This window comes from Sporosarcina koreensis, from assembly GCF_042655825.1.
GTDB lineage: Bacteria > Bacillota > Bacilli > Bacillales_A > Planococcaceae > Sporosarcina > Sporosarcina koreensis.
The window spans coordinates 112248-132227 of the sequence record NZ_JBHSNP010000008.1 but is presented as its reverse complement, the minus strand read 5'-3'; the positions used below and the strand labels follow the sequence as shown (position 1 = coordinate 132227).

The 19980-nt window shown below is 47.1% G+C and carries 17 protein-coding genes, 20 tRNA genes, 1 rRNA gene and 1 riboswitch; of the genes, 33 read left to right on the top strand and 5 right to left on the bottom strand.

All coding sequences use genetic code 11. The features are described 5' to 3' along the window. Positions 1-203 precede the first annotated feature (203 nt). The 21 genes from rrf (at position 204) to ACFPTP_RS03700 (ending at position 2546) form a co-directional block, all read left to right on the top strand. Positions 204-319, top strand: a 5S ribosomal RNA gene (gene rrf / locus ACFPTP_RS03800). A 205-nt stretch (positions 320-524) separates the two neighbouring features. After that, positions 525-600: transfer RNA gene (locus ACFPTP_RS03795), tRNA-Val, on the top strand. A gap of 22 nt (positions 601-622) precedes the next feature. Beyond that, a tRNA-Thr gene (locus ACFPTP_RS03790) sits at positions 623-698 on the top strand. Positions 699-705: 7 nt separating this feature from the next. Continuing rightward, positions 706-781: transfer RNA gene (locus tag ACFPTP_RS03785), tRNA-Lys, on the top strand. A 30-nt stretch (positions 782-811) separates the two neighbouring features. Further along, positions 812-893, top strand: a tRNA-Leu gene (locus ACFPTP_RS03780). An 8-nt stretch (positions 894-901) separates the two neighbouring features. After that, a tRNA-Gly gene (locus ACFPTP_RS03775) sits at positions 902-976 on the top strand. A 9-nt stretch (positions 977-985) separates the two neighbouring features. Beyond that, positions 986-1074 (top strand) — tRNA-Leu (locus tag ACFPTP_RS03770). An 18-nt stretch (positions 1075-1092) separates the two neighbouring features. After that, positions 1093-1169: transfer RNA gene (locus tag ACFPTP_RS03765), tRNA-Arg, on the top strand. 5 nt (positions 1170-1174) lie between these two features. Further along, positions 1175-1251: transfer RNA gene (locus ACFPTP_RS03760), tRNA-Pro, on the top strand. A gap of 10 nt (positions 1252-1261) precedes the next feature. After that, positions 1262-1337, top strand: a tRNA-Ala gene (locus tag ACFPTP_RS03755). Between the two features lie 20 nt (positions 1338-1357). Next, positions 1358-1431: transfer RNA gene (locus tag ACFPTP_RS03750), tRNA-Met, on the top strand. 8 nt (positions 1432-1439) lie between these two features. Next, a tRNA-Ile gene (locus ACFPTP_RS03745) sits at positions 1440-1516 on the top strand. 19 nt (positions 1517-1535) lie between these two features. Continuing rightward, positions 1536-1628 (top strand) — tRNA-Ser (locus ACFPTP_RS03740). Positions 1629-1819: 191 nt separating this feature from the next. After that, positions 1820-1894 (top strand) — tRNA-Met (locus tag ACFPTP_RS03735). Positions 1895-1897: 3 nt separating this feature from the next. Further along, positions 1898-1973, top strand: a tRNA-Asp gene (locus tag ACFPTP_RS03730). A gap of 80 nt (positions 1974-2053) precedes the next feature. Beyond that, positions 2054-2129: transfer RNA gene (locus tag ACFPTP_RS03725), tRNA-Phe, on the top strand. A gap of 6 nt (positions 2130-2135) precedes the next feature. Then, positions 2136-2209, top strand: a tRNA-Gly gene (locus ACFPTP_RS03720). Position 2210: 1 nt separating this feature from the next. Continuing rightward, positions 2211-2284 (top strand) — tRNA-Ile (locus tag ACFPTP_RS03715). Between the two features lie 6 nt (positions 2285-2290). Next, a tRNA-Asn gene (locus ACFPTP_RS03710) sits at positions 2291-2365 on the top strand. 9 nt (positions 2366-2374) lie between these two features. Continuing rightward, positions 2375-2465: transfer RNA gene (locus ACFPTP_RS03705), tRNA-Ser, on the top strand. A gap of 9 nt (positions 2466-2474) precedes the next feature. After that, positions 2475-2546, top strand: a tRNA-Glu gene (locus ACFPTP_RS03700). Between the two features lie 306 nt (positions 2547-2852). Here the strand turns inward: ACFPTP_RS03700 and ACFPTP_RS03695 are convergent. Beyond that, the gene (locus ACFPTP_RS03695; protein ID WP_381442338.1) at positions 2853-3590 is read right to left on the bottom strand and encodes a TraR/DksA C4-type zinc finger protein; all 738 of its coding nucleotides are present in this window, start codon (positions 3588-3590) and stop codon (positions 2853-2855) included. A gap of 166 nt (positions 3591-3756) precedes the next feature. Further along, positions 3757-4668: a 1,4-dihydroxy-2-naphthoate polyprenyltransferase gene (locus ACFPTP_RS03690; RefSeq protein ID WP_381442337.1), complete on the bottom strand. Its 912-nt coding sequence runs from the start codon at positions 4666-4668 to the stop codon at positions 3757-3759. A 195-nt stretch (positions 4669-4863) separates the two neighbouring features. Between ACFPTP_RS03690 and ACFPTP_RS03685 the strand changes: the two genes are divergently transcribed. From ACFPTP_RS03685 to ACFPTP_RS03665, 5 genes are all read left to right on the top strand, one after another. Continuing rightward, on the top strand, positions 4864-6249 hold the full coding sequence (locus tag ACFPTP_RS03685) for an isochorismate synthase (RefSeq protein ID WP_381442335.1): 1386 nt from the start codon (positions 4864-4866) through the stop codon (positions 6247-6249). Then, entirely contained in the window at positions 6242-7954 is a 1713-nt protein-coding gene (gene menD, locus ACFPTP_RS03680; RefSeq protein ID WP_381442333.1) for a 2-succinyl-5-enolpyruvyl-6-hydroxy-3-cyclohexene-1-carboxylic-acid synthase, read from the top strand. The genes ACFPTP_RS03685 and menD overlap by 8 nt, the downstream gene beginning before the upstream one ends. Next, positions 7947-8768, top strand: a complete 822-nt coding sequence (gene menH / locus ACFPTP_RS03675; RefSeq protein ID WP_381442331.1) for a 2-succinyl-6-hydroxy-2,4-cyclohexadiene-1-carboxylate synthase — start codon at positions 7947-7949, stop codon at positions 8766-8768. Before menD ends, menH begins: the two co-directional genes overlap by 8 nt. 18 nt (positions 8769-8786) lie before the next feature. Next, positions 8787-9605: a 1,4-dihydroxy-2-naphthoyl-CoA synthase gene (gene menB / locus ACFPTP_RS03670; RefSeq protein WP_060206535.1), complete on the top strand. Its 819-nt coding sequence runs from the start codon at positions 8787-8789 to the stop codon at positions 9603-9605. 73 nt (positions 9606-9678) lie between these two features. Beyond that, entirely contained in the window at positions 9679-11121 is a 1443-nt protein-coding gene (locus ACFPTP_RS03665; RefSeq protein ID WP_381442328.1) for an o-succinylbenzoate--CoA ligase, read from the top strand. A gap of 30 nt (positions 11122-11151) precedes the next feature. On the opposite strand, the gene ACFPTP_RS03660 is transcribed toward ACFPTP_RS03665, so the two are convergent. After that, positions 11152-12117 (bottom strand): metal ABC transporter solute-binding protein, Zn/Mn family, encoded by a 966-nt coding sequence (locus ACFPTP_RS03660; protein ID WP_381442326.1) that lies wholly within the window; start codon positions 12115-12117, stop codon positions 11152-11154. A 117-nt stretch (positions 12118-12234) separates the two neighbouring features. Then, positions 12235-12465, bottom strand: a complete 231-nt coding sequence (gene yidD, locus ACFPTP_RS03655; protein WP_381442323.1) for a membrane protein insertion efficiency factor YidD — start codon at positions 12463-12465, stop codon at positions 12235-12237. Positions 12466-12565: 100 nt separating this feature from the next. Here yidD and ACFPTP_RS03650 point away from each other — a divergent pair, with 100 nt between their 5' ends. The 6 genes from ACFPTP_RS03650 to ACFPTP_RS03625 all read left to right on the top strand — a co-directional run bounded on the left by ACFPTP_RS03650 (position 12566) and on the right by ACFPTP_RS03625 (position 16387). Continuing rightward, a complete protein-coding gene (locus ACFPTP_RS03650; protein WP_381442321.1) occupies positions 12566-13015 on the top strand; it encodes a Dps family protein in 450 nt (149 codons plus the stop codon). Positions 13016-13076: 61 nt separating this feature from the next. Next, the gene (locus ACFPTP_RS03645) at positions 13077-13256 is read left to right on the top strand and encodes a putative motility protein (protein ID WP_381442319.1); all 180 of its coding nucleotides are present in this window, start codon (positions 13077-13079) and stop codon (positions 13254-13256) included. A 119-nt stretch (positions 13257-13375) separates the two neighbouring features. Beyond that, positions 13376-14701 carry an NAD-dependent malic enzyme gene (locus tag ACFPTP_RS03640; protein WP_381442318.1) on the top strand — a complete coding sequence of 442 codons (1326 nt, stop codon included), beginning with the start codon at positions 13376-13378 and terminating at the stop codon, positions 14699-14701. A 55-nt stretch (positions 14702-14756) separates the two neighbouring features. Beyond that, positions 14757-15116 (top strand): transposase, encoded by a 360-nt coding sequence (locus tag ACFPTP_RS03635; protein ID WP_381442317.1) that lies wholly within the window; start codon positions 14757-14759, stop codon positions 15114-15116. A 106-nt stretch (positions 15117-15222) separates the two neighbouring features. Continuing rightward, positions 15223-15603, top strand: coding sequence for an NUDIX hydrolase (locus ACFPTP_RS03630; protein WP_381442314.1), 381 nt, complete (start codon positions 15223-15225; stop codon positions 15601-15603). Continuing rightward, the gene (locus tag ACFPTP_RS03625) at positions 15593-16387 is read left to right on the top strand and encodes an alpha/beta hydrolase family protein (RefSeq protein WP_381442352.1); all 795 of its coding nucleotides are present in this window, start codon (positions 15593-15595) and stop codon (positions 16385-16387) included. Before ACFPTP_RS03630 ends, ACFPTP_RS03625 begins: the two co-directional genes overlap by 11 nt. Positions 16388-16444: 57 nt before the next feature. Here the strand turns inward: ACFPTP_RS03625 and pckA are convergent, their stop codons facing one another. Continuing rightward, on the bottom strand, positions 16445-18031 hold the full coding sequence (gene pckA / locus ACFPTP_RS03620) for a phosphoenolpyruvate carboxykinase (ATP) (RefSeq protein ID WP_381442313.1): 1587 nt from the start codon (positions 18029-18031) through the stop codon (positions 16445-16447). A 172-nt stretch (positions 18032-18203) separates the two neighbouring features. Beyond that, a riboswitch (SAM riboswitch) is annotated at positions 18204-18322 on the top strand. 181 nt (positions 18323-18503) lie between these two features. Here pckA and metK point away from each other — a divergent pair. After that, entirely contained in the window at positions 18504-19712 is a 1209-nt protein-coding gene (metK, locus tag ACFPTP_RS03615; RefSeq protein ID WP_381442309.1) for a methionine adenosyltransferase, read from the top strand. Positions 19713-19980 lie beyond the last annotated feature (268 nt).

Below are 19980 nucleotides of genomic sequence, written 5' to 3'. Positions count from 1 at the left end.
ACACGTGCAGCTGACGGATACTAATCGATCGAGGACTTAACCTTAAAGTTATGAAGTACGGTTGAACTTGAGTTCAGCGACAATGTTGGTTTTATCCGGTTTTGAACGAACAAGCATCGTTCAAACAACTTTTTTAAAAAAAGACTTGTAAATTTCATCAGAATTGGTATAATCAATATTGTCTTGATTGAAAGGCGATATGGTCTGGTGATGAAGGCGAAGAGGTCACACCCGTTCCCATACCGAACACGGAAGTTAAGCTCTTCAGCGCCGATGGTAGTAGGGGGCTTCCCCCTGTGAGAGTAGGACGTCGCCGGGCCGAACCAATTCATTACATAGTAAATGGACAAGCATTAATGCTGCAGACGCAGTAACGAGAAGCTTATCGCAACTCCCCGTTAAAATCGGGAGAAGCGAACAGGACAAGGAAGCGATTGAGAGAGGGAAGGAGCGTACTACAGTACGTGACTGACTGATCGAATGAAGCTGACGCAGTAATGAGAAGCTTATCGCGATTTTAACATGGAGGATTAGCTCAGCTGGGAGAGCACCTGCCTTACAAGCAGGGGGTCGGCGGTTCGAACCCGTCATCCTCCACCATAATATTTCAAACTAATAAATCGCCGGTGTAGCTCAGTTGGTAGAGCAACTGACTTGTAATCAGTAGGTCGTGGGTTCGACTCCTATCGCCGGCACCACTTTTATGAGCCATTAGCTCAGTCGGTAGAGCATCTGACTTTTAATCAGAGGGTCGCAGGTTCGAATCCTGCATGGCTCACCATTTCTTGACTCTCTGTCTTGATACAAATATGCGGGTGTGGTGGAACTGGCAGACACGCTAGACTTAGGATCTAGTGCCGTAAGGCGTGGGGGTTCGACTCCCTTCACCCGCACTTTCAATGCGGAAGTAGTTCAGTGGTAGAATACGACCTTGCCAAGGTCGGGGTCGCGGGTTCGAATCCCGTCTTCCGCTCCATTTATTTGCGCCGGGGTGGCGGAACTGGCAGACGCACAGGACTTAAAATCCTGCGGTAGGTGACTACCGTACCGGTTCGATTCCGGTTCTCGGCACCAATAAAATTATCATATTATGCGCCCGTAGCTCAATTGGATAGAGCGTCTGACTACGGATCAGAAGGTTGTGGATTCGAATTCTTCCGGGCGCGCCATTATACGGGAAGTAGCTCAGCTTGGTAGAGCACTTGGTTTGGGACCAAGGGGTCGCAGGTTCGAATCCTGTCTTCCCGACCACTTCTTAAATGGGGCCTTAGCTCAGCTGGGAGAGCGCCTGCCTTGCACGCAGGAGGTCAGCGGTTCGATCCCGCTAGGCTCCACCAATTATCTTAATACTTTTCCTGGCGGCGTAGCTCAGCTGGCTAGAGCGTACGGTTCATACCCGTAAGGTCGGGGGTTCGATCCCCTCTGCCGCCATCCTAAAAGGACCTTTAGCTCAGTTGGTTAGAGCAGACGGCTCATAACCGTCCGGTCGCAGGTTCGAGTCCTGCAAGGTCCACCACTATTTGAATAGTCATCACGGAGGAATACCCAAGCCTGGCTGAAGGGATCGGTCTTGAAAACCGACAGGGGTGTTAAAGCCCGCGGGGGTTCGAATCCCTCTTCCTCCGCCATATATTTTTAAAGCAGCAAAAGTGGTTATGGAATACAACTGAATAGTAGGATTTGAAATTCCTACAACTAACATTATCGCGGGGTGGAGCAACGAGCATAGCAACGGATGCGAGTAACACCGACAGCGAAGCGTAAGGTGTCTCTTATGCAAATAGCGTAGCAAGTATTAAGAAGTAAGTATTAACATTATCGCGGGGTGGAGCAGTGGTAGCTCGTCGGGCTCATAACCCGAAGGTCGCAGGTTCAAATCCTGCCCCCGCAACCAAAAGGTCCCGTGGTGTAGCGGTTAACATGCCTGCCTGTCACGCAGGAGATCGCCGGTTCGATCCCGGTCGGGACCGCCATTTTCTTTCATTACATACGATTTGATGATTGCAGATTTCTAAGTGACTCTAGAGAAATTATCAGTTTACCAAATCAATGTGGCTCAGTAGCTCAGTCGGTAGAGCAAAGGACTGAAAATCCTTGTGTCGGCGGTTCGATTCCGTCCTGAGCCACCATTCCTTGCGGGTGTAGTTTAGTGGTAAAACCTCAGCCTTCCAAGCTGATGATGAGGGTTCGATTCCCTTCACCCGCTCCATGGGCCTATAGCTCAGCTGGTTAGAGCGCACGCCTGATAAGCGTGAGGTCGGTGGTTCGAGTCCACTTAGGCCCATCATATTCCGCAGTAGCTCAGTGGTAGAGCAATCGGCTGTTAACCGATCGGTCGTAGGTTCGAGTCCTACCTGCGGAGCCAATTTTATACGGGGAAGTACTCAAGAGGCTCAAGAGGCGCCCCTGCTAAGGGCGTAGGTCGCGAAAGCGGCGCGAGGGTTCGAATCCCTCCTTCTCCGCCATATATGATTGGCCCCTTGGTCAAGCGGTTAAGACACCGCCCTTTCACGGCGGTAACACGGGTTCGAATCCCGTAGGGGTCATACTAGTTTCAAATGAAAAACAGGCTAAGAAAAAATGTTGCATTTTTTCTTAGCCTGTTTTTTTCTATTCGTATCAAATTAATTACGTGACGACCTGGATTGGGCGCGCAAAGTCCTACATTGGACGCAAAACAGACTGCTTTGGGCGTAAGAAAACCTACATTGGGCGAAGAATGATCCGCTTTGGGCGCTTAAAGGTCAATTATAGGCGCTAAATGGTCCACTTTGGGCGTATGGCGTATGAGGCCTCACTTTGGGCGAAGGCATTCCCCGACACGCTGCTTTCTGACGAGTATTCCACTCTCGTCACTTTTCCTCACCCGTATAACTATCCCTGCGATGATAGGGAATATCCCCTAAAGGAGATTCCAATCCTTCATCGTCTAATTTGCCTTCATATTCCTCAGATATATCTGATCTTACAAATCCTCGCTTTTCGCCTGTGATGTCGGTGCTGACGAACTCTTCCACTTCTTCCGCCGCTCCGTCCAATATTTCATCATCATAAAGAGTATTATAGTCATCATGATCTCCTATAAAATCGGATGGTGTTTCGGATGTACCCGATTTAGCTATTTCCTGAAAGCTGTCCTGGCTGTCCCTATAAATGCCCTCTCGTCTGTCTGCATATGAGTTCGGATTGGCCATGATCAATCGATCCTCTTCCGATGGTCTGTCGTCCGGTACATCCTGTTCCGGCGTATGATCAATGCAGTATGTTGTATAAGGGAGCGCTTCCAGCCGTTCGAATGGGATTTCCTTCTTACACTCTTCGCAATATCCGTATGTCCCATTCTTCAAAGCCTGCAAAGCATACTCCACTTTGCCGGCTTCATCGCCTGCGTGCACATTCAAAGCGAGATCCTTTTCCCTTTCAAATAGCTCCGTGCCCATGTCGGCAGGGTGATTGTCATACGTAGATAATTCTCCTACTTCTTCCCGTGCGGAATCCCGAATGTCTGTTTCATTTTCCGTTTTCTGAAATTGTGATTTCATTTCCAGTAAACTTTCCTTGAGTTCTGTTTTCTGTTGCTCCGTTAACATGTTCAGCACATCCTTTTATGTTAGTTGCGTTAGTATGCTCATCGCACAATGACTTCATAATGAATCGTTGTATCATCTCAATTCCTTTTGAATCGATGAACTAAACATGGAAGACAAATACAGACAAAAAAATGGACTCGCAACTAGTTGCAAGTCCATCGATACCTTATAGAAATTGTCCGATCAGTATGCTGATACCGAGCAATAAACCGAAAAGAGTATTTGTCACAGCCGTATTCTTCATCGCAGGCATGACCTGTAAAGGAAGCAGATGAGCGCGGAAGGTGGCAATGGCATTTATCGGTTTACGTACACTCAGAAATACGAGCAATGCCCAAGGGGTAAGATATCCTAAAACAATGAGTATGATTATCCAGCAATAAGAAACGATAAAGAATGAAGCAAGGATCGTAATCGCATTGGATCTCCCTACAAGGATGGCCAGCGTCTTCCTGCCGCCTTCTTTATCACCTTCCAAGTCGCGGATGTTGTTTGCCATCATGATGGCAGCGACGAGGAGCATGCTCGGAATCGAAATGAGAACAGCGTCTGTCGTCACTACGCCTGTCTGTATATAAAAGGCGATAAGGATCAGCAGCATGCCCATGACTACTCCGGATACAAGTTCTCCGAAAGGCGTGTAAGCGATCGGAATCGGTCCGCCTGTGTACAAGTAGCCGATCAGCATTGAAATGGCTCCGACGAGTGCAAGCATCCAAGAGGTCTCAAGGCAAATATAAATCCCGATCAGAACGGATATAGCATACAGCGCAAGCGCAATTTGCAAAACGGTTTTCGGCTTTACGCCGTTACGGACGATTGTCCCTCCGATTCCGACGGAGTTTTCGTTGTCCAATCCCCGTTTGAAGTCGTAGTATTCATTGAACATATTCGTAGCCATCTGAATGAAAAGACTGGCGATCAGCATGGCGAAAAATAAAGGAAAATGTAATTTTCCGTGAGTCAAAGCAATCATTGTTCCTAGGAAAACCGGAGCGAAAGCCGCAGTCAGAGTATGTGGTCTCGTAAGCTGCCACCATATTCGCCATCCGGAATCAGCTTTAATAGTATGTTGCAATGTATTCTCTCCTATCCTCGTGTTTCCGTTATCCATTGTACTCCAAAACGGCTGAAAGAGGTATCCTTGTTTGCATTATCTATGCGAGAAACACGATATTCCGGTATAATGGAACTAAGAAACTCATTCTTCTACAAAAAAAATAATACGTGTTTCATTGCAAGACGATGGATTGAAGATGAAGGAGAGAAAATGATGGGTCACAAGATGACGGATGTTCGTGAAATACAAAAAGTGATGATATCTCCTAGTACGCGCTTCTTCACGGAAACTGTCGAAGTCGGAAGGATATCACCCTTGTCTTTTTTTGAAGCAGGCGCTTCGCAATACAAAGACAAACGGTTCTACTGGCAAAATGCCGATAAGACATTGACGCTTGTCGGGATTGGACATGCCTATACGTTGGCAACCGCAAAAGCGGGAAGCCGTTTTAAGGATATATCGGAGCAATGGAAGCAGCTATGTTCCATTCTCATAAAAGAAGAAAAAGATATCGATCCTGTCCTATTCGGCGGGTTTTCATTTGATGAGAAAAACAGGAAGGAATCGGAGTGGGAAGGATTCCCGTCCGGTTATTTCGTTGTGCCTTCATTTCAATTGAAAATCGAGGAAGGCAAGACGATGGTTTCGATCAATATGATCACCGATTGTAAAGAAGCCGCTGAGGATTTTGAAAGGCTACGGGAAGAACGCGACAAACTGATCCACATCGCCCAGGTGGAGGAGTTTGATTTTGCGAATGATAATAAGGTCGTCGCTACGACAGAACGGGGTAAGAAGCAGTATTTGGATGCAGTGGAAAACGTCACTGCCTCCATTCGGAAAGGCAAAGCTGACAAGGTCGTCATTGCCAGAGCGCTTGAGCTTCAATTTGAACGCGATTTCAATAACGTCAAAGCATTGCATGCCATTACGAATGAACAGCAGGAGAGCTACCACTTCGGGCTTCAAAGAGGGGGTTCACTGTTCTTTGGTGCAACGCCTGAGCGTCTAATCGAAATCAAAGATGGAAAAGCCTACTCGGCATGTGTAGCCGGATCGATCCGTCGCGGAAAATCCGCCCAGGAAGACCGGGAACTCGGTGAGGAGCTTCTTGGGGATCGCAAAAACCGGGAAGAGCATCAGCACGTCGTCAGCATGATTTCAAATGTGTTTAATAAATATTGCAGCGAAGTGCTCATTCCGAAAACACCGAAGCTGATGAAAATAAGAGATATCCAGCATCTCTACACGCCTGTCCAGGGTACGCTTGGCCAGGAAAATGATATCTTCTCATTCGTGGAGGCATTGCATCCGACTCCGGCGCTTGGAGGGGTTCCGACGAATGTCGCTTTGGAAATCATTCGTCATGAGGAAGGTATGGATAGAGGCTATTACGCAGCTCCAATCGGTTGGATTGATGCCTCAGGCAATGGGGAATTTGCCGTGGCCATCCGTTCTGCGCTGCTAGACGGCGACCGGGCATATCTATACGCGGGGGGAGGAATCGTTGCGGATTCCGTTCCCGAACTGGAATATGACGAAACTTGGGTGAAATTCAGACCGGTATTGCGGGCGCTTGGAGGAAAGCTGAATGGATGAACAACGAATTTTGACGGACCACGTATTACGGATGACAGATACATTGCTGCAGGCAGGCGTGAAGGAGGCAGTCATCAGTCCAGGCTCCCGTTCCACGCCTCTAGCCTATGCTTTCGCTGCGTCAGACAAGATGCAGACCTATATGCAAGTCGATGAACGGTCGGCAGCATATTTTGCGCTAGGTTTAGCGAAGGCATCCGGCCGGCCTGTTGTTCTTTTATGTACATCGGGAACAGCGGCCTCTAACTATCATCCTGCCATTACCGAAGCGTTCTATGCTCGCATTCCGCTCATTGTCCTGACGGCTGACCGTCCACATGAATTGAGGGGCGTTGGCGCACCGCAGGCGATCGATCAACTGAATATGTATGGAAAGCATGTGAAGTTCAGTGTGGACCTTCCAATTGCGGAGGATAATGAAGAGCTGGATTGGTTTTTGGAAAGGCATGTCAATCGCGCCGTCTCCGTTGCATTAACAAAACCGATGGGGCCGATCCATTTGAATATCCCGTTACGGGAGCCGCTGCTCATCGATTTTGATAGGAAATCAAAAGCCTCGACGTTCGTTGAACGGATCCATGGGGAAATTGAACTGACAGCTATTCAAAAACAGTCGCTATCCGCCCTCTTTTCAGAAGCGGAAAGTGGACTGGTCATAGCCGGGGAATTGCCGGTCGGATTTGATAAGGATGCATTCTGGAACTTTGCAAAGCGATTGCAATGGCCCGTGCTATGCGATCCTTTATCCAATTTGAGATCGGAAGTTCCTGAAGACTGCAGAACATTGTGCATCGCTCATTATGATGCGATTTTGAAAAGCGACTTGTTCAAGTCGAATGCAGCTCCCGACACGGTCATCCGTTTCGGTGCACAGCCAGTTTCGAAGCCATTGTCTTTATTTTTGAAGAAATGCCGGCCGGAAGTGTTTATTGCTGTGGATGAATCACCGGAATTCCGGGATTCACTTGGCGTCGTGACACATCATCTTCAATGTTCGCCGGAGTCTGTCTATGACGTGCCAGAACAGCAGGAAGCGTCCTCCTATCGTGAGCAATGGTCTTCTGCTGAACAACTTGCTGAAACCGAAACCCTAAAGTATCAGGGAAGCGCAGGGGATGAAGGGGTCATTGTGAAGACGTTATTCGACATGCTTCCGGATGGCAGTGATGTGATCAGCGGTAGCAGCATGCCAATCCGTGATGTCGACACATTTTTCTGCAAGACGGAGAAGGATATCACGATATTTTCCAATCGAGGAACGAATGGGATTGATGGTGTCGTTTCTACGGCGTTTGGCGTCGAAGCGACACGAAAAAGGCCTACGTACCTGCTTATTGGCGATTTGTCCTTTTTACATGACGTCAATGGGTTGATCGTATCGAGATTCCATAAGACGAATCTAACGATTGTCATATTGAATAACGATGGCGGTGGAATTTTTTCCTATCTTCCACAAGCGAGTGTCGAAAACCATTTCGAAGAATTATTCGGCACACCGACAGGCTTGACGTTCGGACATATCGGGGCGATGTATGACGCACAGTACGCTGCTGTTCATACGGTGGAGGAATTCCAAGCAGAATTGCAAAAAGAAAAGACGAAAGACGTCCGGATCATCGAAGTGTTCACGAACAGACCGGTGAATGTGAAAGCCCACCGTGCCTATTGGGCCGAAGTCGTAAAGGGGCTGGAAGGGAATGAGTGAATTGATTCCAGTCCGAGGGCTGTCCTTCTATGTCGAAGTTGAAGGAGAACCACAGTTGCCCGAGGTCGTCTTTCTACACGGTTTTACAGGAACTTCAGCCACATGGAGGGAAGTTCGGGATGAACTGCAAGGGAAATATCGGACAATTGCGATTGACTTGACGGGGCACGGAAAAACAACCGTTCCCGACAAGCCGGAACGCTATTCGATGGAGGAGCAGATTGAAGATTTGGAAGCCCTTTTTGAGCAATTGAAATTGGATTCCTTTTATTTGGTCGGCTACTCAATGGGCGGCCGCATTTCCCTCGCCTATACGGTGCGTTATCCAAAGCGGGTTCAGGCTTTGATCCTCGAAAGTGCATCTCCGGGCTTGGTGGATGAGCAAGCACGGACAGAACGCAGAGCTGCGGACAAAGCACTCGCCAGTAAGATAATGAAGAGAGGCATCGCCTCTTTTGTTGATAAGTGGGAAAGTATTCCCCTTTTTGAATCTCAAAAAAGCCTTCCCGAGGAAAAAAGGCAGGCTATCCGGAATGAAAGACTTCAACAAAGTGCAACCGGACTTGCAAACAGCCTGCTTGGTATCGGAACTGGCAGCCAGGAATCCTATTGGGAAGCCCTTCATTCGATTCAAAATCCTGTTCTTCTTCTAACAGGCGAGCTGGATGCGAAATTTGTAGCAATTGCCCAGGAAATGAATGACCGATCTCCTGCATGGCGACACATTGTCGTTTCAGGCGCCGGACATGCAATTCACGTGGAAAAACCGCGATTGTTTGCTACAATGATTATGGAGTATTTGCAAGACCTATAATAATGGAGGAGGAAGAACATGACACGTCAATGGGAAACAATCCGTACATATGAAGATATTAAATATGAGAAGTACAACGGCATTGCAAAAGTGACGATCAACCGTCCTGAAGTGCGCAATGCATTCCGTCCTAAAACTGTAATGGAGCTGATCGATGCTTTTTCTCGAGCACGGGATGATAGCAGCATCGGAGTCATCATATTAACAGGAGAAGGTGAAAAGGCATTTTGCTCAGGTGGCGACCAATCTGTCCGTGGACATGGAGGTTATGTCGGAGATGACGAAATCCCACGTCTGAACGTCCTTGACTTGCAAAGATTGATCCGTGTCATACCGAAGCCTGTAGTAGCGATGGTTGCGGGATACGCAATCGGCGGCGGTCATGTGTTGCATGTCGTATGTGATTTAACGATTGCCGCGGACAATGCACGTTTTGGACAAACAGGACCTAAAGTAGGTTCATTTGACGCTGGATATGGCTCGGGTTACTTGGCTCGCATCGTCGGCCATAAAAAAGCTAGAGAAATTTGGTACCTGTGCCGTCAATACGATGCGCAACAAGCATTGGATATGGGCCTCGTAAACACAGTTGTCCCTTATGAGCAATTGGAAGACGAAACGGTTCAATGGTGTGAAGAGATGCTCTCCATGAGCCCGACTGCACTCCGCTTCCTAAAAGCAGCAATGAATGCTGATACGGACGGACTAGCTGGTCTTCAACAAATGGCTGGGGACGCTACTTTGCTTTATTACACAACTGAAGAAGCGAAAGAGGGACGCGACGCATTCAAAGAGAAGCGTAAACCTGACTTCGGCCAATTCCCAAGATTCCCTTAATATTGTAAGCATAGTAAATTATTCAAGCTGCCTGTTCAACTAGGCAGCTTTTCTATTCGAGGAAGGTGAGTGTATGATACCTAATTGGTTGCTGCAAAGGGCTTATTTGACCCCGAATCGGATGGCTCTCTCCTATGAAGACAAGCGATGGACATTCCAGCAGCTTTTAGATGAAGCATCTTTAATTGCACGGAAATTAAGATGGAATGGGTTGAATGAAGGGGATCGGATTGCCTTATTGGGCCGATCAACGCCCGAGATGGTTTTTATCATTCACGGATGTCTGTTGGCTGGGCTCGAAATCGTCATGTTGAACAGCAGGCTGTCTTCGAAAGAAATCTCATGGCAATTAGATGATTGTGACGCTTCCACCTTGCTTGTCGATGATGAGTTTGTTGATCGAATCGATGAGTTGAGCACCCCAAAGCTTACGTTTGCTGCTATCGGATCAAGCGGTGAGGAAAGCTTTTCAATTACTAAGGTATGGGAACCGTCAAGGACGATTACGATCATGTATACTTCAGGCACGACAGGCTATCCGAAAGGAGTCCGTCAAACTGCCGGCAATCATACGTCGAGCGCAGTGTCCTCCGTATTGAATTTAGGCTTGGCTGAAGATGATCGTTGGCTTTGCACAATGCCGTTATTCCATATTAGCGGTTTCTCCATACTTGCAAGATCCGTCATTTATGGCATGGGGGTACGGCTGTATGAAAAATTCGATGCGGCTTCGATTGTGGAGGAAATTGAAAATGGCACTGTGACGAGAATATCCGTTGTCGCGACAGGCTTGCAACGGATTCTTGAACAATTTGAGAAAAACGGGTCCGTTGCACATCCTTCCTTTCAAACGATGTTAGCGGGCGGAGGACCAGTGCCTGATGATTATTTGCGCAGGGCGCAAGCATATAGGCTACCTGTCTTGCAAACGTACGGTATGACGGAAACGAGTTCACAGACTGCAACACTGTCATCCGAAGATGCACTGCGGAAGTCCGGTTCCGCGGGCAAGCCTTTGTTCTTCAATCAGATTCAAATTAGAGATGCGGGCCAGCCGGGAGATTTCGGGGAAGTCCTTGTGATGGGGCCTCACGTGACGCCAGGGTATATCGGCCATGCGTCGGAACGGGATCCGCTCGAAGACGGCTGGCTGCCGACAGGGGATATCGGTTATATCGATGAGGAAGGCTATTTATTCATAGTCGATAGACGGTCCGACCTGATCATTTCCGGCGGTGAAAATATTTATCCTGCTGAAATCGAAAATGTACTTATTTCGCATCCACTTGTAAAAGAGGCGGGCGTCTGCGGGCAAGATCATCCTGAATGGGGCAGTGTGCCTGTCGCATTCATAGTGGGAGAAGAGAAGCTGACAGCGCCGGATTTGGAACTGTATTGCAAACAACAGATTGCCAGTTATAAGACGCCGAAAGCATTCTATTTTGTAGATGAACTGCCACGCAATGCATCGAATAAACTCCTTCGACGTGAACTGAAGGAATGGGCGAAAAAATAGAGAGGGCCCCTATGGGAACCCTCTCTTTGTTCATTTATTGACGCCTAGCGCCTGTTCGAAAACATGCAAATTATGTTCCATTAACGTGAAGTATGTTTCATCGTTTTGAATATCCTTCTGGGTAAGGACACCGAGGTTATGAAGCATCAACGATTGTGCGCCGATTTCTTTTCCGACAACTTCCGTCAGCTTCGAGGAAACATTCTGTTCGAATAAAACATATTGGACATTTTCATCCTTGGCCAGCTCGACGATGTTTGCGAGTTGCTTTTGGGAAGGTTCGCTCTGTGAATTCAACCCGGCAATTGCCACTTGGTTCAGTCCATATTCCTTCGCAATATAGCCGAATGCGGCGTGCGAGACAAAATAGGTTTTCGTTTCGGCTTTGTCAGCCATTTCCTTAAACCGCTCATCCAATTCCATTAAGTCGTCTTCCAGAAGGTCGAAATTCTTTTCGAACGCTTCTTTCTGGTCGGGCATTTTTGAAATGAGCGTTTCCTTGATGGATGTCGCCAGGTCGATGCTCAAGACGGGAGATATCCAGACATGAGGGTCGAATTGACCGTGAGCATGATCGTGCTCTTCATGTTCGTCCTCGTGCTCATCATGTCCTTCTTCAAGCTTTGCTTTTGAAATGGAATCCGCGGTTGCAATGAACTCGACATGTTCATTCTTTAAAGTTTTTTGCGCACTTTCCACAAAACCTTCCAAACCAAGTCCGATATAAAAGAACACATCCGCGTCGGAAAGCGCAATCATATCTTTTTGTGTAGGATCGAATGAATGCTCATCGGCTCCAGCCGGGTAGATGGACTTTACTTCGACAAATTCCCCGCCGATCCGTTCGGTGAAATACTGTAGGGGATATACCGTCGTATAGACGGTCAGCTTCCCTTTATTGCCAACCTCTGTCTTGCTTTTATCTTCTTTATTCCCGCAGGCACTTATGAGCAAAGTCATGATCAGTGCCAGAAGAATAAGTGATTTCTTCTTCATAACAAATCCTCCGCTAACTTAATAGTAATGATTACGATTTAAACACTTTCTTATCATACATGTTACATACAGTTTCTGCAACATAAAAGAAAAAAACCGGCCAAAGCCGGCAAAATGTTATTTTTTCTTGTCAATCTTATCGGGAACGGGATCGAAGCCGCCTTCGTGGAAAGGATGGCATTTCAAGATCCGCCGAATCGTCAGCCAAGCGCCTTTTAAGGCACCATGTTTCTGAAGCGCCTCAACGCCGTAATGCGAGCAAGTGGGATAAAAACGGCAGGATGGCGGTGTAAGCGGAGAAATGATTTTTTGATATGCTTTTATAATACCGATCAGTATTGTTTTCAATGTTGGACACCTAGCTTTCTCTGTATGTTTATTTTATTGGTTCCAGTGGTAAATTAACAGGGAGAAGCATCATCAATAGAAATTGAAGAGGGGTTTTTTTATGTCTAACGAATTGATGGAAGAGCTGAACGTACAAGTATCTACATGGTCGGTTATGTACGCGAAGTTGCATAATTATCATTGGTATGTGAAGGGGAAAGAATTTTTCACCCTCCATGCAAAATTTGAGGAGCTTTACAATGAGGCAACGGCACATATGGATGAAATTGCCGAAAGGTTGTTGACTCTTGGAGGAAATCCGACGGCTACGCTGAAGGAGCATTTGGAGCAGTCTGTCGTAAAAGAGGCAAAAGGCGATGAAAAAGCCGAGGAAATGGTGAAAACAATCGCCGATGACTTCGGTCAAATTATGAAATCCCTGAAAAAAGGGATGGAAGCAGCAGCGGAAGTTGGCGATGATATGACGGAGGACTTATTGAACGCGACGTATCAAAGCATTGAGAAGCACCAATGGATGCTGAACGCATTCCTCGGTGAAGACAATAAATAAGTATGGTTCTTGAAACATCCATTTTATCGCCGATAATAGCAATGTAAAGGAGGAATGGTTTATGAACATGAACTCCATTATGGCAAGCCAATTGAGAAGTTTGCAATCTACTGTCCAATTGAGTGTCATGAACAAAGCATTATCGGTGAATGCAAATGCAGTGACGGATATGCTGCAAAGTATGCAGGATCAACCGGCAGTCCATCCTTATAAAGGTTCGGCTGTCGATGTGAAGGCCTGAAGCAAGGAGCCCGAATTTCCTCTCAATCTAAGGAATTCGGGCTTTATTTTTGTTGAGGTCAATTATTATGTGTAAAATGGGGTACGGGAAGTTAAAGGGATCATATAGGAGGCGACATCATGTCACAAATCCAATTCATAAGAAACTTAATTATTGAAACTCCATCGAAACCTGGAAATTTTGCAAAGGTCGCATCGGCCATCGGTGAATTGAAGGGTGATATTGGGGATATCCAAACAATCAAAGTCGGCACGCTATCGACTATAAGGGATGTTTCCATCCAGTGCACGAGCGAGGAGCAGTTGGATCAAATCGTAGCAGCCATCAATGCAATCGGTGATGGGATTCAAGTGCATGCGGTAACGGATGATGTATTGCACGCGCATGAAGGCGGCAAGATAGCGATGAAGAGCCGTGTGGAAGTCCGTTCATTAGGAGACCTTCGAAGAATTTACACGCCGGGCGTCGCTAATGTTTGTAAAGTGATTCAAAATGACCCGGTGCAAGCCGATTATTTTACAGGCATTTCAAATACGGTCGCCATCGTGACAGACGGGACAGCCATTTTAGGTCTTGGCAATATCGGTCCTGTGGCAGGTATGCCAGTCATGGAAGGGAAGGCAGTCTTATTCGATCAATTCGCTGGCATAAGCGGAATTCCTATCCTGTTAGACACGAGTGATCCGGATGAGGTTGTGGAAACCGTGAAGCATATCCATCAAAGCTTCGGCGGAATTCTTCTCGAGGATATCGGATCGCCGCATTGCTTTGAAATCGAAGAGCGGTTGAAAGCGGAACTGGATATTCCGGTCATGCATGACGACCAACATGGCACTGCTGTCGTCACACTTGCTTCAGCTCTTTCGGCATGCCGTCAATCCGGAGTGGAATTGTCGCAATCCGTTGTCGGCCAAATCGGTCTCGGTGCTGCGGGACTTGCAATCAGCAGGATGTTCATGGCATATGGCGTAAAGGAAATGTACGGGGTCGACCCGAATTCTGAAGCTGCCGACAGACTGAAGCAACATGGCGGAACGGCTTTGGATTCAGTCGAAGAGATCATGAAAACTTGTGATATCGTCATTGCAACGACTGGCGTGCAAGGGTTGATCAAGCCGGAGATGGTCCGTCAAGGCCAAATCATCTTGGCGCTATCCAATCCGAATGCGGAAATCGAGCCGGAAGCGGCATTGGAAGCGGGCGCCGCATTTGCAGCAGACGGCAGACAAGTAAATAATATTCTTGGATTCCCAGGTATCTTCCGGGGTGCATTGAATGCACATGCGAAAGATATTACCTATCCGATGCTCATTGCTGCTGCACTCGCAATTTTGGACAGTACGAAACCTGGAGATCTTGTGCCGCATCCATTGGATCCAACAGTGCATGCCAATGTGGCGAGCGCGGTGGAACGCGTTGCGAATGAAGAGGAAAACACCATTTAATTATTGAATCGTTTATCCAAAGTGAGCCATACTACGACAAAAAAGGATGGATCAAATGGAAAACGACAAAGTTAGAATGTATGTATCGATTGCGAATCAGCAAATCTATCCACATAAACATGATTCGCCGTGGGAATACGAGGTGGAGATGAGCAGGGAGTTTCTACCGGTCTTTAAACAATTATTTTCTCAGATGGATCGCCTGGAGTTCCGCAACTTCCTTCGATCCCATTTGCCTTATGTCCCTTATCATTATGATCGGGACAATCATGATGTCGATCGCAGAACGATGAAACTTTATGCATTGATTCATGAGTTCACGGATGAGGAAACGAAGAAGTTCATTGAACAATTGCCGTATTTTGCAAAGGGCAGACCAATGATAACTTCAGGTCCCGTTCAACCATCCAACTGATTGTGAAAGGACGTGAAGTCAAATAGCAACGACATTTAAAGATTTACAGGGGGCGCATGTCGAGCTGACATTCGGTGAAAATCGAATGGGCATGGAGGCGAGGCATGTGCTCGTTGTAGTAAAACATGAGGGGAAATGGCTTGTTACACGCCACTCGAACCGCGGCATCGAATTTCCGGGAGGCAAGGCGGAAGATGGCGAAACGATTTTTGACGCAGCGATACGGGAAACAATCGAAGAAACAGGCGTGACGATATCAGATCTCGTCAAGTTCGCCGAATACGTCGTCATAAGCAATGTAACATTTTGCAAGGCGGTATTTACCGGAAAAGTGTCCAGCATCGAAGAAAATCCGCAGTTATTCGAAACGGAAGGCGCTTTATGGATGACGGACGAAGAATTGGACAACTGTGATGAGTTGAGTTTTCATATGAAAGATGCCGGTATGGCGGAAATACGGAAGTGGGTGAATGCATATGCCTCCTAACGGATCTATTTTTCACCGGAGGGATTATCCATCGCCGAATCCAAACATCCGTCTTGAGGAAATAACGTATTGGTCGGATGGATTGAAAGTGAAGGGATTGCTTGCCGAACCGGTTAGCGGAGGCAATTATGAAGGGATCATTTACTTGCGCGGAGGCATTCAGCATGTCGGCATGGTCCGTCCCGCGCGCATTGCCCAATTTGCTTCACAAGGTTTCGTCGTTTTCGCACCCTATTATCGAGGGAACAGGGGCGGCGAAGGACGTGATGAGTTCGCGGGGGATGATCGCCAAGATGCGGTCAATGCCGTTGAGGTGCTGAAGCAAAGCCCGAAGTTGAACAAGGACCGTATCCACCTGTATGCTTTCTCCCGTGGCGGCATCATGGCGCTGTGGACAGCGATATTACGGGAGGATATCACGTCTGTAGTAACATGGGCAGGTGTCTCGGATGTCGTCTTTACATATAACGAGCGGGAAGATATGCGCCGGATGATGAAACGGGTAATCGGCGGCACGCCGAATAGCATGCCCGATGCATATCGGGAACGCACAGCGCTATTCAGGGTGGATGAAATCGATGCTCCTGTATTGATTATCCATGGAATGAAGGATGATAATGTTTCATTCGAACAGGCGATTTTGCTTGAAGATGCTTTACGGGAAAAGGAAAAGCAGTACGAAACTTGGTATTTCCCTGAGTATACCCATTACTTCCCGACCGCGCATAATGCACAGATTGTGCGGGACTTATGTGATTGGATGAGGCAACAGGGGAATATATAGGCGGTCTTTAATGAAAAAAATCCAGGTGCGTTTTTTCGCACCTGGATTTCTTGTTTATTATGCGATTGGTCCGCCTTTTTGAGTGATATCTTCAGAAACATGACCGAATTTCTTGAAGTTTTCACGGAAAAGGTCTGCCAATTCCTTGGCTTTTTGATCGTATGCAGCTGGATCGCTCCATGCATTACGAGGGTTCAACACTTCAGTTGGCACGCCGTCAATTGCTTTTGGCATCGCAAGACCGAAGATTGCATTCTCTTCGAATTCTACATTGTTCAATTCGCCGGCAATCGCTGCATTGACCATAGTACGTGTATGTTTCAATGCCATACGTTTACCTACGCCGTATTCGCCGCCAGTCCAACCAGTGTTGACAAGGAATACTTGGGCGTTATGTTCATCGATGTTCTTCCCGAGCATTTCCGCATAGACCGTTGCAGGCAATGGAAGGAAAGGAGCTCCAAAGCAAGTGGAGAATGTTGCTTCCGGTGAAGTGACGCCGCGCTCAGTTCCCGCAAGCTTTGAAGTGAAGCCGCTTAGGAAGTGGTACATCGCTTGCTCTTTCGTCAACTTCGAGATCGGAGGCAATACGCCGAATGCATCTGCAGTCAAGAAGATGATCGTCTTCGGATGACCCGCTACTGATGGAACAGCAATATTGTCGATATAATGGATCGGATACGCTGCACGCGTGTTTTCAGTCAATGAATTGTCATCGTAGTCCGGCTTGCGCGTCTTCTCATCCAAAACGACATTTTCCAGAACGGAACCGAAACGGATCGCTCCGTAAATTTCAGGCTCTTTTTCTGCTGAAAGATTAATCGTTTTCGCATAGCAGCCGCCTTCAATATTGAATACGCCATGATCGGACCAGCCGTGCTCATCGTCACCGATCAATTTACGGTTAGCATCCGCGGAAAGAGTCGTTTTTCCTGTGCCGGAAAGACCGAAGAATAAAGCCACATCTCCTTCTTCACCGACGTTTGCCGAGCAGTGCATGGAAAGGATTCCGCGTTCAGGAAGCAAATAGTTCATGACGGAGAAGATCGATTTTTTCATTTCTCCCGCATATTCCGTACCGCCAATCAACACAATGCGCTTCTCAAGTGATACAATGATGAAGGTCTCGGATTTCGTTCCGTCCACTGCAGGATCCGCTTTGAATGTCGGAGCCGCAATGACTGTGAATTGTGCTTCATGCGTTTTCAATTCTTCTTCAGTCGGGCGGATGAACAGGTTATGGACGAAAAGGTTTTGCCATGCGAATTCATTGACGACTTGAATGGAAAGCTGGGAGTTTTTATCTGCTCCTGCAAAGCCTTTGAATACGAATAGCTCTTCCTTCGCTTTTAGGTGGTTAAGAACTTTCTTATATAATGAATCAAAGATTTCAGATGAGATTGGGCGGTTCACTTTGCCCCAGTCGATTTTGTCTTTTGAAGTCTCTTCTTCGACAATATACTTATCCTCAGGAGAACGGCCTGTATACTTTCCTGTCTCGGCAGTGAGGGCGCCGTCTGCGGAAAGTTTCGCTTCACCTCGGGAAGTCGCTTTTTCAACAAGTTCCGCCACTGAAGGCTGTATGTTTACGTTGTTGCCTGAAAGTAACTCGTGTAATCCGTTTTCAATTTTAGCTGAAATCATTTTTTGGTACCGTCCTTTGCATGTAATCCCATTTGATGGGTTTCATCACATTTCGTAAATAGTATAACACATTTAGAATAATAATCTATACTAATGAAAAACTCAAGTACATATGTCTAAAAATGTTTGACAAAGTGCAAACTTTTTCGTAGGATTGTTTATTGAACGGATACTCTTATCCCGAGCTGGCGGAGGGACAGGCCCTATGAAGCCCGGCAACCTGCGTGGACCATTTTGGCCGCGAGAAGGTGCCAAACCTGGAGCAAGGTTGAATTCCTTGGACGATAAGAGTGAAAGGTGCTGCTTTTGAAATTATGCCTTTCCTCATGTATATTTACGTGAGCGAAGGGCTTTTTATATTGTCAGGCCCTTAATCCTTGTGTATGTTGACGTCGAATCTCTAGGCGCTGAACTTACTGGGACAATTAGAGTACCGTATCAATATTTGCAAGCCGTTAAGGAGGAAACTACAATGACAAATCGCCGATTATTCACTTCGGAATCGGTAACAGAAGGACATCCGGACAAAATGTGCGATCAGATTTCTGACGCCATTTTGGACGCTATTTTAGAAGAAGACCCGAATGCACGCGTAGCGTGTGAAACGACAATTACGACAGGGCTCGTGCTTGTCATCGGAGAAATCACGACAACAACGTACGTAGACATCCCCAAAGTCGTGCGGGACACAGTGAAGGAAATCGGCTATACACGCGCTAAATTCGGATTCGACTGGGAGACGTCATCCGTGTTGACGTCCATCGACGAACAATCCCCTGATATCGCGGCGAGTGTCGATCAGGCGCTTGAGGCCCGCGAAGGGACAATGAGTGATGAAGAGCTTGAAGCGATTGGAGCAGGGGACCAAGGTTTGATGTTCGGTTATGCTTGCAATGAAACGCCGGAGCTTATGCCGATGCCGATCAGCTTATCCCATAAGTTGGCACGCAGGCTGGCGCAAGTTAGAAAAGATGATACGCTCGACTACTTGCGTCCGGATGGAAAAACGCAAGTGACGGTGGAGTATGATGAGGATAATAATCCGGTGCGGATTGATACGATCGTCATCTCGACTCAACACCATCCTGATATCACGTTGGAACAAATTCAACAAGACATTAAAGAACATGTCATCTACCCTGTCGTACCGGCAGAATTACTTGATGAAGAGACAAAATACTTCATTAACCCATCTGGCCGTTTCGTTATCGGCGGACCGCAAGGGGATGCAGGCTTGACAGGTCGGAAAATCATCGTTGACACATATGGCGGCTATGCACGTCATGGCGGCGGTGCATTCTCCGGAAAAGACGCGACAAAAGTTGACCGTTCAGCATCCTATGCTGCGCGTTACGTAGCGAAGAACATCGTAGCGGCTGGGCTCGCGGATCGTTGCGAAGTTCAATTGGCTTACGCAATCGGTGTTGCAAAACCGGTTTCAATTTCCATCGATACGTTCGGAACAGGCAAAGTCGAGGAAAGCAAACTCGTCGAAATCGTACGTGAGCTATTCGACTTACGTCCGGCAGGCATCATTAAAATGCTCGACCTGCGCCGCCCGATCTATAAGCAGACTGCAGCATACGGCCATTTCGGACGCACTGACGTCGAACTCCCTTGGGAACAGACGGACAAAGCGGAAGAATTGATTGCGAAAGCAGGATTGACTGTTTATGAGTAAATGAAAAGAAGCAGCACATCGATAAAAGATGTGTTGCTTTTTTTATGACTATAAAGATGAAACTACCCACTTAAAATTGCAAGGGCTCAATTATTTGCACACGGGTTCGATTATTCTATCAAGGGTTCCATTATTCCAACAAAGGCTCCATTAACCGTGCAAGGGCTCAATTATTGGGGAACTTTATGGGAATTCATAGCGTTTATTATAGTACTAGAAAAGTGAGGCAGGCGATTCAATAATGGCGATCAGCTTTTTAGTGTTGCTC

Bases quoted from the DNA above. Each gene is read 5' to 3' on its own strand.
- pckA (WP_381442313.1), bottom strand. From the start codon at position 18,031: ATGATTTCAGCTAAAATTGAAAACGGATTACACGAGTTACTTTCAGGC.
- menH (WP_381442331.1), top strand. From the start codon at position 7,947: ATGAGTGAATTGATTCCAGTCCGAGGGCTGTCCTTCTATGTCGAAGTT.
- ACFPTP_RS03660 (WP_381442326.1), bottom strand. From the start codon at position 12,117: ATGAAGAAGAAATCACTTATTCTTCTGGCACTGATCATGACTTTGCTC.
- menD (WP_381442333.1), top strand. From the start codon at position 6,242: ATGGATGAACAACGAATTTTGACGGACCACGTATTACGGATGACAGAT.
- menB (WP_060206535.1), top strand. From the start codon at position 8,787: ATGACACGTCAATGGGAAACAATCCGTACATATGAAGATATTAAATAT.
- ACFPTP_RS03635 (WP_381442317.1), top strand. From the start codon at position 14,757: ATGGAAAACGACAAAGTTAGAATGTATGTATCGATTGCGAATCAGCAA.
- ACFPTP_RS03650 (WP_381442321.1), top strand. From the start codon at position 12,566: ATGTCTAACGAATTGATGGAAGAGCTGAACGTACAAGTATCTACATGG.
- ACFPTP_RS03665 (WP_381442328.1), top strand. From the start codon at position 9,679: ATGATACCTAATTGGTTGCTGCAAAGGGCTTATTTGACCCCGAATCGG.
- ACFPTP_RS03695 (WP_381442338.1), bottom strand. From the start codon at position 3,590: ATGTTAACGGAGCAACAGAAAACAGAACTCAAGGAAAGTTTACTGGAA.
- ACFPTP_RS03685 (WP_381442335.1), top strand. From the start codon at position 4,864: ATGGGTCACAAGATGACGGATGTTCGTGAAATACAAAAAGTGATGATA.
- metK (WP_381442309.1), top strand. From the start codon at position 18,504: ATGACAAATCGCCGATTATTCACTTCGGAATCGGTAACAGAAGGACAT.
- ACFPTP_RS03645 (WP_381442319.1), top strand. From the start codon at position 13,077: ATGAACATGAACTCCATTATGGCAAGCCAATTGAGAAGTTTGCAATCT.
- ACFPTP_RS03625 (WP_381442352.1), top strand. From the start codon at position 15,593: ATGCCTCCTAACGGATCTATTTTTCACCGGAGGGATTATCCATCGCCG.
- ACFPTP_RS03640 (WP_381442318.1), top strand. From the start codon at position 13,376: ATGTCACAAATCCAATTCATAAGAAACTTAATTATTGAAACTCCATCG.